The sequence below is a fragment of the Paraburkholderia sp. J11-2 genome (genome assembly GCF_905220185.1).
GTDB lineage: Bacteria > Pseudomonadota > Gammaproteobacteria > Burkholderiales > Burkholderiaceae > Paraburkholderia.
This window is the reverse complement of sequence record NZ_CAJMYY010000001.1, coordinates 494,658-505,552: the sequence shown is the minus strand read 5'-3', so window position 1 is coordinate 505,552 and position 10,895 is coordinate 494,658. Positions and strand designations below refer to the sequence as shown.

The window sequence follows — 10,895 nt, the reverse complement described above, 5'->3', positions numbered from 1 at the left end:
ATCGGCCAGTTGGCCCTGCATGTTCGTGATCTGGCCGTTGATGGTCGTCACGTCACCGGCGAGGTTCGTCACATTGCCCGCGAGATTCGACACGTTCGTGTTCGTCGCGTACAGCTGCGAGCCGTTCACCGCGTCAAGGCTCGAAGCGCTCAGCGCGCCGTTGGCCACGTTGTGCAGCGCGACTGCCGAAGTGGCACCCGTGCCGCCCAGCGTCACCGAGTTATGTGCCGACGAGTCGTACAGAACCGCATCGTTGAGCTTGCCGTTGATGTTCGTGATCTGGCCGTTGAGTGTCGTCACATCACCCGAGAGCGTCGAGATGTTGCCCTGGATGGTCGTCACGTCACCGGCGAGGTTTGTGACGTTGCCCGCGAGGTTCGACACGTTCGTGTTGGTCGCGTACAGCTGCGAACCGTTCACCGCGTCCAGGCTCGACGCGCTCAGCGCGCCGTTCGCCACGTTATGCAGCGCCACTGCCGAGGTCGCACCCGTGCCGCCCAGCGTCACCGAGCTATGCGCCGACGAGTCGTACAGCACCGCATCGGCCAGTTGGCCCTGCATGTTCGTGATCTGGCCGTTGATGGTCGTCACGTTGCCCGCAAGGTTCGACACGTTCGTGTTCGTCGCATACAGCTGCGAACCGTTCACCGCGTCGAGGCTCGATGCGCTCAGCGTGCCGTTGGCCACGTTGGTCAGCTTCACTGCCGCAGACGCGCCCGTGCCGCCCAGCGTCACCGAGTTATGTGCCGACGAGTCATACAGAACGGCATCGTTGAGCTTGCCGTTGATGTTCGTGATCTGGCTGTTGATGTTCGACACGTTACCTTGCAGCGTAGTGACATTGCCCTGAAGGGTCGTCACGTTGCCTGCCAGATTCGACACATTGGTGTTGGTCGCGTACAGCTGCGAACCGTTCACCGCGTCAAGGCTAGATGCACTTAGCGCACCGTTGGCCACGTTGTGCAGTGCTACTGCCGCGCTCGCACCCGTGCCGCCCAGCGTCACGGAGTTGTGCGCCGACGAGTCGTACAGAACGGCATCGACGGAGCCTCCGCTGATGTTCGTGATCTCGCTGTAGAGATTCGAGATATCCGACGTGTTCTTCGTAACCTGCGTGTTCGTCGCAAAAAGTTGCGAGCCATTCACCGCGTCCGTGCTGGCCGCCGTCACCTGGCCTGCCGCCACGTTCGTGACCGTGCGCTCGTAGCCCGAAGCGCCAACGCTCACCGTGCCCGTCGGGCTCGTACCCGCGTAGGTGTAAGTCGTGCCGCCGATCACGCCACTTGCCGTACCCACAGCCGCGCTCGTGGTCGCTCCGTTGCCCAGTGCAACGGAGTTCGCAACCGAAGCGTTCGCAGCATTGCCAATCGCGATCGCGTTGGCCGCCGAGGCCGCCGCCTGCGGACCGATTGCCGTGCTGTTCGTGCCCGTTGCCGACGAGTCTGCCAGCGTCGAGTTCGTATGGAAGTACTTGATCCCGCCGCCGTTGTTGATGTTGTTGACGGTGTTCGAGAGGTTCGTGACGTTCGTGTTCGTAGCGTACAGCTGCGAGCCGTTCACCGCGTCGAGGCTCGATGCGCTCAGCACACCGTTCGCCACGTTGTGCAGCGCCACCGCCGAGGTCGCGCCCGTGCCGCCCAGCGTCACCGAGTTGTGCGCCGACGAGTCGTACAGCACCGCATTGGCCAGTTGGCCTTGCATGTTCGTGATCTGGCCATTGATGGTCGTGACGTTGCCTTGCAGCGTCGTGACGTTGCCCTGCAGCGTCGTGACCTGGCCTTGAAGCGTCGTGACCGAGCCCTGAAGATTCGAGATGTTGGTCGAGTTGACCGTAACCTGCGTGTTGGTCGCGTAGAGCTGCGAGCCGTTCACGGCATTGGTGCTCGCCGCCGTCACCTGGCCCGCCGCCACGTTCGTGATCGTACGCTCGGTATTCGCCGCCCCCACGCTGACTGTACCGGTCGGGTTCGTGCCCGCGTAGTTGTAGGTCGTGCCGCCGATCACGCCGCTCGGGGTACCGACCACCGTGCCGGTGGTCGCACCGTTACCCAACGCCACAGAGTTCGCAACCGAGGCGTTTGCACCGTTGCCGATCGCCACCGAGTTCGTGTTCCCGGCATTCGCTCCGCTGCCCATTGCCAGCGAGGTAGCACCTCCAGCCACTGCACTGCTACCCATCGCAATCGCGCTAACGCCCGAGGCAACCGCGTTTACGCCCAACGCCAAGGCGTTCCCTGCCGAAGCAGTCGCCGCATAGCCCAATGCGAGCGCCGTAGACCCCGTGGCCAGAGAGGCCGTGCCGATTGCAATCGTAGAGGCGGCCGACGCGGTTGCGTTAATACCCATTGCAATGGAATTGCCGCCCGAGGCAACCGTGTGGTAGGTATTGCTGCCGGCACCTATTGAGATATCGCCGCTAGAAGTCGCACTGCTTCCAGTACCGATGGAAAGTGCAGCACTAGTGCCGTTACCGCCAATGTTGCCGCCATCGAGGGCAGACGCGGCCGCGCTCAGCGACACAGCGGCAAGCCCGACAGCCGCAGAGCATCTCAACACCAACGCAGACGACGCCTTCTTCTTGCGGCCGGTGGCCAATTCCGAAGCGGCGACCCACGTCCCTGTCGCTTCATTCCAAACTGAACGATATGTCCTGTTCATTTAGCAATCCCAATTAATCTATAAAGATGTTCAAAAAATATTTGTGTGTCCGTTCCCAGCTGAAGCCTCGTTCAGACCGGCTCGAATTGCCTCGCTTCGCGGCGAATCCCGGCGAAGCGCGAATCATTGATTTGTTTATGCAGTTCAGTCTGACGTGCCGCTCGACTCCATATACGTAGTTTCTGCTCCGACAGCATCGGAACCAATCGGAGGAATTCGATTACGCGAAATGCAGCGCCACATGCAGCGGGCGGATAAAGACGAATCACGGACGGCGCTGCCAGACGGCGAATGCCACGTCGCCGTCGCAACTGAACATTCCCGTCTATCGGGTGCTCCCCAATGGGCGGCGAGCAGGCGTGCGATCCATGTCGGATGTGCGCACACTCTTCCCGCTATGAAGCATGCGATGTTACGGAGGAGAAGAGGCGAGACGTATCAGAGAACTCTTAATTTCTCTGCATCGCGCCGGGGAATAGAGCTAATGCAAAACGAAATATTAAGAATGTTTTAAATGCACGATGTCGCAATGCGCGGCGCTGCGCCGGTCAATGCTGTCCGTGAAGCAAGTCCAGGGTGAACGACTGAGGGAAAACCGTTCGCCGCACCAACCGCGACGTGCAGTGGAGAACGACCCATCGCAACGGCGCGGCCGGCCGGCGCAAGCACCGCAAGGGGGATGTTGACTGGTGAAGCTAGTGAAAGGACACGTCGAGAGACGTGCCTGACAGAGATAGATGCGAGCGCCGCCGCGACGAGTGGCGCACGAATGCAAGAATTGGCCGAACTGGCAAGGACTCGCCTTGCCGTCTGGTTTAGTAGCGGGACGACTGCGAAGCGATAGCTCGCCACGTACCATCGCGCCGGACGAATACGTCGGTGAAGGTGTAGTTCTGCGGCTCATCGGTCGCAACGTGGCGGTATTGATTGACCCCCGTCACCACGGCCGTATCGCCATTGAATCGCACCTCGACGTCGGCCAGAGTTTGCGACGAACCAGGTGCGGGCGGCGGGGCGACCAACACATCCGACTTCGAACGGCGTTGACCATTGGCAGTCGTTTCGACGTACGAATTGTCGAGCAGACGGTCCAATACCGCCTTGTCGCCCTTCGCGGTGGCGCGCACCCAGGTTTGCTCCACCTGCTGAATCGCCGCTTCATCTGTCACCGGCTCCCTGGATTGGGCACCCGCACTGGCAAGCACGAGCCCCGCTGCAGCAGCCAGGAGTAGGCGTTTCATCATCTTGGATTCCTCTCTCTACATGACCATTCGGATCGCGAGCCTAACAAACGCAAGCGAGCGCAACCAGTTACGCAGCCCGAACTGTGTTCGAATCGGCTAACAAGATTGATCTTAGTTAAGCGGTTCGTCCGATCACATAGGAGGAGTTCGAAAGGCAAAGCGGTTCTCGATCTGCCTTTCGATTCAGCGAAACGCGTTGATGCGGTCCCGCGTGTCCCTGGCAGCCGTTGCAGCTGCCTGCGCGTAGTCTTCGCCATTGCTCGCGTAAATGATCGCGCGCGACGAGTTGATGAGCATGCCCGTGCCGTTTGCAGTGCGGCCCGCCTTCACGGTCGACTCGACATCGCCGCCTTGCGCGCCGATGCCCGGAATCAGCAGCGGCATGTCGCCTACGATCGCACGCACGGTCTCGATCTCCTTCGGGAACGTCGCGCCCACCACGAGGCCAAGCTCGCCGCTGGCGTTCCACTTTTGCGCCGCGAGCGAGGCCACGACCTGATAAAGCGGCTTGCCGTCAACCGTCAGGAACTGCAGATCGGAACCGCCAGGGTTCGACGTGCGGCACAGCACGATCACGCCCTTGCCCTTATGCGCGAGCCACGGCTCGATCGAGTCGAAGCCCATATACGGATTGACCGTCACCGCGTCCGCTTTGAAGCGTTCGAACGCTTCGCGCGCGTACTGCTCGGCGGTGCTGCCGATGTCGCCGCGCTTGGCGTCGAGAATGACGGGCAGGCCCGGATGCTTTTCGTGGATGTGCGCAATCAGCGCTTCGAGCTGATCTTCGGCGCGGTGCGCGGCGAAGTACGCGATCTGCGGCTTGAACGAGCTCGCATAAGGCGCCGTGGCGTCGACGATATCGCGGCAGAACTCGAAAATCGCGTCGCTGCGGCCGGCCAGCGCGGCCGGGAATTTCGTCGGCTCGGGGTCGAGGCCCACGCACAGCAGAGAGCCAGTGCGCTGCCAGGCGGCGCCGAGGGTCTGGGTGAAGGAGGTCATGATAGGAAGCTCGCAGCGAGCCGAATAAGGAAAACGGCGCGTATTTTACCCGGCTGAGGATCTCCGGCCGCGCCACGCCACCTCCGGCGCGGCCGCGAGACGAATCATCGGACGAAATGAGCGCATAGCGCCGCCATGCGTCAGGCCCGCGAGCGTGCGCCCTTGCCGCCGCGCGTCCCCGCCCGGCCGCGCGCTCCGGCACGATGCGGGCTCGCCGCCGCGCGCATGTCCATGCGCTCGACAGTGAACGAAAAACGCCGCACGAGCCGCTCCCCATGCGCGAGCACGGTCATGCCGTTCGCGTCGCCACCGCCGCGCAGATTCATCGCATTGATCGGATGATCGACGGGCTCGAAGCAGAAGAAGTCCGCGCCGGGCGGCGTATAGAGCACGTAATAGTCGGTGTTGGCGCAGATCGAAAGCGAGAGCCGGCGGCGCTCCCACACCACGGCGGCACGTCCGCTCCAGCCGCTGAACGCATGGTTCACGAGCTGCGCCGGCAGCGGATAGGCAATACCGAATTGCCAGGCAGGCGGCGCGGGCACGTGGCGCACCGGCAGCCAGTCCTGGCCCGAGAGCCACAGGCCGCTTGCGGGTGCGGAGAGTTCGGTGCTGGCGTCACGCGCGAGGAAAGGATGCACGCCGAGGCCGAACGGCAGCGCGTCGCGGCCCGTGTTCTCCACTTCAAGGGCGATCGTGAGCGTGGCGCCGTCGAGCGCGTAGGTGAGCGCCGAGCGGTACGAATAAGGTTCGCCGTCGCTGCGGTCGAGCACGAGCCGCACATTTTCTCGATCAGCGCTTTCGACGCTCCACGGTGCGAGCCAGCCGTCACCGTGAATCGGCAGCGGTTCGCTCGCGCGATTGCGCGGCACTTCGATATCGCGTCCGCCAAAGTGAAAGCGCCCCTCGCCAATGCGATTCGAATACGGCAGCAACGGATAGCATGCAAGCTCGTTCGGGTCCATGCGCGCGCTCACGCGCTCGCAGCGGCGAAACACGGGTTCGAGCGCACCTTCGCTGCGCCAGTCGAAGCGTGTGATTCCGCCGCCCAGTTGGGGCGCGACGTCGAGCCTCAGATACGCGTTCGCGAGCGTCACGCAGGCCACGTCGCTCGAGCCGGCCGCGCCGATGGCCACCGCCGAAGTGCTTGGCCCCGGCATGACAGGATGGGTGGCGGCTTCGAGCCGCGCGCGGCGCGCGGCGGCGGCAGGCGAGACAACGGGCGCGGAAGACGGCGCGCTTGCGGCAGCGCCTGCGTGAGTGGTGGAACGGGGGGATCGACGCACAGCGGAATTCGCGACGCTCATAAGATGCTCCTCGAGAGGCATGTTTGATTGCCGCCGCAAAAGGCGGCTCACTGGTGGCCTTCCGGCGCCGTGCGCTTGCTCGTCTGCTCGCATTTGCACAGGCCTGCGGCCGCTTCTTGTGTTCGCCCTTCTAGTGGTACTGGCAAAGCCAACTGCACACTATCGATCGACTGCATCTGTTGCTGAACTGCAACGGCTATCCGTCTATTTGGGCTGCTCGCTACGCGCGGCGGTTCGCGCACTCACCCGCGGTCAGCGCGCACCTATCGTCTGACATAAGCGCGCGCATGCATTGCGGGTGACACGCGATACAACGAATTCAAACGCGCCGACGCCCTTGAAACCGCGGTTCTTCAAGGCCCTGGCGGCCAATCCGGACCGCGAACACGCCGCCTGCATGCGGCTCGCGCGCGAGGGCCTCCTCGTCCATTTCCTCGCGCGCGCTCGTGACATAAAGCGTGTCCAGAAGCGCACCGCCGAGCGTAACGCAGCTTGGCTGCGCTGTGGGAATCTTTACTCGCTCGGTTTCCACGCCATCGGCGCCGTAACGCACCACGCGCTCGCCGCCCCACTGCGCGTTCCAGAGGCCGCCTTCGGCGTCGACGGTCGAGCCGTCCGGCACACCGGTGTCATCGGTGAGCGTGACAAACGTGCGCGGGTTTGCAATCGTTCCATCGGCGCCGTAGTCGCACGCTCGAATCTCGCGCGAGAGCGTGTCGCAGTAGTACATCGTCGCGCCGTCCGGGCTGAACGCGATGCTGTTCGAGATCGCCGGAGCGGGCAGCGGCAGGCGTTCGAGCGTGAGGTCGCGATTGAGCCGGTAAAAGCCGCCAATGGCTTGCCTCGGCGTGCCCTCGTACTTCGTGCCGAACACGAAGCGGCCCTGGCGGTCGCAGCGCCCGTCGTTCAGGCGCGTGGGCACGCCGGGCTCCACTTCAACAATGGTCTCGATCGCGCCCGTCTCCAGGTCGAAGAACGCGAGGCGGGACTCAAGACCCAGCAACAGCGTGCGTTCGTCCTCGCAAAGCGCGAAACACGCCAGGCGTTCCGGCATCGCCCAGGTCAGGTGCTTGCCGTCGCGCGGGTCGTAACGCGCGAGATGCTTGCCGGTGATGTCGACCCAGTAGAGCCGGCCGCGGCGTGCGCACCAGGTCGCGCCCTCGCCCAGCTCGCACTTCGCGTGCACGAGCAGTTCGGCCACCGCTTCGCTCGAAGCGCCATCGCTTGCGCTCATGCCCAGCCTCCGTCCACGATGATGTCCTGCGACGTGATCATGCGGCTGTCGTCGGCGGCGAGAAAGAGCGCCATGCGCGCGAGGTCTTCGGGCAGCAGTTCGGCGTCGATGCACTGGCCGCGCTTGATGTCCTCACGCCCCTCGTCGGTGAGCCAGAGGCGGCGTTGCTTCTCCGTCATCACCCAGCCCGGCACGAGCGAATTCACGCGGATGCCATAGCGTCCGAGATCCTTCGCGAGCCCGCGTGTGAGCCCCTGCACCGCCGACTTGCTCAGCGTGTAGACAGGCATGCCCCACTGCTTGAGCATCCAGCTGATCGAGCCCAGGTTGATGATCGAGCCCGCGCGTGCGGCTTTCATGTCTTCCGCCACGGCCTGTGCGGCAAACAGCTGGTGCCGCACGTTCACAGCGACGCACTCGTCGAAGGATTCCGGCGTGACTTCGGCCAGCGTATGGCGGCGGTCGTTGGCGGCATTGTTCACCAGCACCTGAATCGGCCCGAGCGCCGCTTTCACGTCGGCAATGGCGGCGCGCAGCGCGCCGATATCGGTGAGGTCGCAGGCCGCGAAAAGCGGCTTGTGGCGCGAGTCACCAAGTTCGTCGGCAAGCGCCTGGCCTGCGCTCGCGTCGATATCGAAGAACGCGACGCGCGCGCCCTGCGCCGCGAAGTGTTCGACGAACGACGCACCGATGCCGGTCGCGCCGCCTGTGATCAGCACCACGCGGTCGGCCAGGCTCGGGTAGCGCGCGTAGTTTTCATGCGCGTGGCGCGCGAGCGCGTTAGCGGGAGACGACATCGTGTTGGGCTCCTGATGAATGGCTCAGTCCGGGGTTTAATCGCCGGATTTAATCTCGTGTTCCACGGTTCTTCAACTGATCGAGCAGCACTGCCGCGAGCAGGATCGCGCCGCGCACGAGGTACTGGTAGAACGCGTCGATATTGAGCAGATTCATGACGTTTTCGACGGTGCCCATAATCAGCACGCCGATCACCACACCCGAGATCGTTGCGCGGCCGCCCAGCAGCGAGACGCCGCCCAGCACGCACGCCGAGATCACGTTCAGCTCGAAGCCTTCGGCCGCGTTCGGCTGGCCCGACGTGATACGCGAGGCGAGAATCACGCCCGCGAGCGCGGTGACTGCGCCCTGAATCAGGAAGATCCACACGCGCGTGCGCTCGACCTTGATGCCGGCGAGGCGCGACGCCTCCGGATTGCCGCCGATCGCGAGCGTATTGCGCCCGTACACGGTTTGATTGAGCATCACGCCGAACACGATGAAGCAGACGAGCGTCACCCAGATCGGCAGTTGCACGCCGAAGAGCGAGGCCGTGCCCATGGCGATGAACGTATCCGACGACACGCCCACGGCCTGGCCGTGCGAGGCGATGAAGCCGAGGCCGCGCACGATTTCCATCGTGGCGAGCGTGGTGATCAGCGCGTTGATGCGCAGATACGCGATCACCGCGCCGTTCACGAAGCCAATCGCGGCGCCCGCCGCCACCGCCGCAACGATGGCGATGAACGTGTTGTTCGTGGCGTTGAGCACCATCGCGCAAAGCACGCCCGCGAACGCGACCGTCGAACCCACGGAAAGGTCGAAGTCGCGCGAGGCGAGACAGAACATCATCGTGCAGGCCACCATGCCGATCTGCGAGACCGACAGCGCAAGGCCGAGCATGTTCTCGATCGAGAAGAAGTGATCGACAGTCAGCGACATCACGATGAACATGACCGCGAAAATCACGATCAGGCTGTACTCGGTGATCTGCTGCCACCATTTCTGCTTGTCGGTGGGACTCGGAATCAACGCGTCGGCGACGCTCTTGGCGGTTTCAGCCGCCAGATTTTCTCTTGCTTGCATTTCAGTTTCCTCCCCGTCCACTCATGCAGCCTTGGCCTGCACGCGCTTGGGCAGCGCGAGGTCAAGCACCGCGTGTTCGCTCGCCGCGCTGCGCGGCAACTCGCCCGAAATACGGCCTTCGCGCATCACCACGATGCGATCCGACACGCCGAGCACTTCCGGCAATTCCGACGACACCATCACGATCGCGCAGCCGCGCGCGGCAAGCTGGTAGATCACGTTGTAGATTTCATGCTTCGCACCGACGTCGATACCGCGCGTCGGTTCGTCCAGAATCACGACTTTCAGGTCCGGTTCGGCGAGCCAGCGCGAAAGAATCGCTTTCTGCTGGTTGCCGCCCGAGAGAAAGCGGATTTTCTGGCGGCGGCTCGGCGTCTTGATCTTCAGCAGCTTGATGAAGCGATCCGCCGTTTCCGCTTCCTTCTTGCGGTCGAGGAACATGCCCGCGCGCAGGAAATGCCGGCGGCAGCTGATGTTGATGTTCTCCGATACCGTTGCCATCGCAACGATGCCCTGCTCCTTGCGGTCTTCCGGGCACAGCACGATGCCATGGCGAATCGCGTCGCTCGCGCTTTTCACGCGAATGGTCTTGCCATCGAGTTCGATTTCGCCCGCGCGCCGCTTGTGCGTGCCGTAGATGAGCTGCATCAGTTCGCTGCGCCCCGCACCGACGAGCCCGAAGAACCCGACGATCTCGCCCGCCTTCACCTCGAAGCTGGCCGCTTCGTTCAGCGGATGGCCTTCAATGCCGCGCACGGCGAAGCGCACATTGCCATGCTCGCGCGGCGTGTAGTTGTAGATGTCGCTGATCTCGCGGCCCACCATTTCGTGGACGAGCGTTTCGCGCCTCACCTCCTCGAGCTTTTCATGCGAGGCGACTTTGCGGCCGTCGCGGAAGATCGTGCACGCATTGCACAGCTCGTAGATCTCGTCCATGCGGTGCGAGATGTAGATGAGCGCGCGATTGTCGGCGCGCAGTTCGCGCACGAGCTTGAACAGCACCTCAGTCTCGCGGTGCGAGAGCGAGCTGGTGGGCTCGTCGAGCGCGATCACGCGCGCATTGCGCAAGAGCGCCTTGCAGATTTCCACCATCTGGCGTTGCGCGATGGAAAGCTTGCGCAGCTTGGCAGCCGGATCGAGATCCACGCCCATGGCGGCGAGGCGCTCACGCACGAACTTGCGCGCCTCGCCACGCTTCACCCAGCCAAGCGCATTGGGCAACGCGCCGAGCAGCAGGTTTTCCGCCACGGTGAGGTCGGGCACGTACTGCAGCTCCTGGTGAATCACCGCGATGCCCGCGCCGATCGAAGCCGCCGCATCGGAAAAGTGCACCTCGTTGCCATCCATCAGGATGCGGCCGGAATCGGGCTGATACTCGCCGCCGAGGATCTTCAGGAGCGTGGACTTGCCCGCCCCGTTCTCGCCCATGAGGCCATGCACTTCGCCCGCGTTCACCTCGAACGACACGCCGTCGAGCGCGCGCACGCCTGGGAACACCTTGCCGATATTGTCAAAACGCAGTGTCGCTGACACTTCGGTTTCCTCTCATTCGATGCGTTGCGGGGCATGCGCCCCGCAACGGGAAACACC

8 protein-coding genes and 1 pseudogene are annotated in these 10,895 nt (G+C 63.5%); all 9 read right to left on the bottom strand.

The window, feature by feature from the left end; genetic code table 11:
- Positions 1-2,178 (bottom strand): beta strand repeat-containing protein (locus U5A57_RS02295; RefSeq protein WP_415774571.1); only part of this gene is annotated, 2,178 nt, incomplete at its 3' end.
- 39 nt (positions 2,179-2,217) lie between these two features.
- A pseudogene (locus U5A57_RS41645) lies at positions 2,218-2,658 on the bottom strand (ESPR domain-containing protein); the annotation flags it as partial.
- 815 nt (positions 2,659-3,473) lie between these two features.
- Entirely contained in the window at positions 3,474-3,902 is a 429-nt protein-coding gene (locus U5A57_RS02290) for a nuclear transport factor 2 family protein (RefSeq protein WP_321907780.1), read from the bottom strand.
- 183 nt (positions 3,903-4,085) lie between these two features.
- Positions 4,086-4,901: an orotidine-5'-phosphate decarboxylase gene (gene pyrF / locus U5A57_RS02285; protein ID WP_321907778.1), complete on the bottom strand. Its 816-nt coding sequence runs from the start codon at positions 4,899-4,901 to the stop codon at positions 4,086-4,088.
- Between the two features lie 140 nt (positions 4,902-5,041).
- Positions 5,042-6,208 carry an aldose 1-epimerase gene (locus U5A57_RS02280; RefSeq protein WP_321907776.1) on the bottom strand — a complete coding sequence of 389 codons (1,167 nt, stop codon included), beginning with the start codon at positions 6,206-6,208 and terminating at the stop codon, positions 5,042-5,044.
- 319 nt (positions 6,209-6,527) lie between these two features.
- Positions 6,528-7,442 (bottom strand): SMP-30/gluconolactonase/LRE family protein, encoded by a 915-nt coding sequence (locus U5A57_RS02275; RefSeq protein WP_321907774.1) that lies wholly within the window; start codon positions 7,440-7,442, stop codon positions 6,528-6,530.
- Positions 7,439-8,239, bottom strand: a complete 801-nt coding sequence (locus U5A57_RS02270) for an SDR family oxidoreductase (protein ID WP_321907772.1) — start codon at positions 8,237-8,239, stop codon at positions 7,439-7,441. The genes U5A57_RS02275 and U5A57_RS02270 overlap by 4 nt, the downstream gene beginning before the upstream one ends.
- Positions 8,240-8,288: 49 nt before the next feature.
- Positions 8,289-9,305, bottom strand: a complete 1,017-nt coding sequence (araH, locus tag U5A57_RS02265; protein ID WP_321907770.1) for an L-arabinose ABC transporter permease AraH — start codon at positions 9,303-9,305, stop codon at positions 8,289-8,291.
- 21 nt (positions 9,306-9,326) lie between these two features.
- Positions 9,327-10,838, bottom strand: coding sequence for an L-arabinose ABC transporter ATP-binding protein AraG (gene araG, locus U5A57_RS02260; protein WP_321907768.1), 1,512 nt, complete (start codon positions 10,836-10,838; stop codon positions 9,327-9,329).
- Positions 10,839-10,895: the final 57 nt, after the last annotated feature.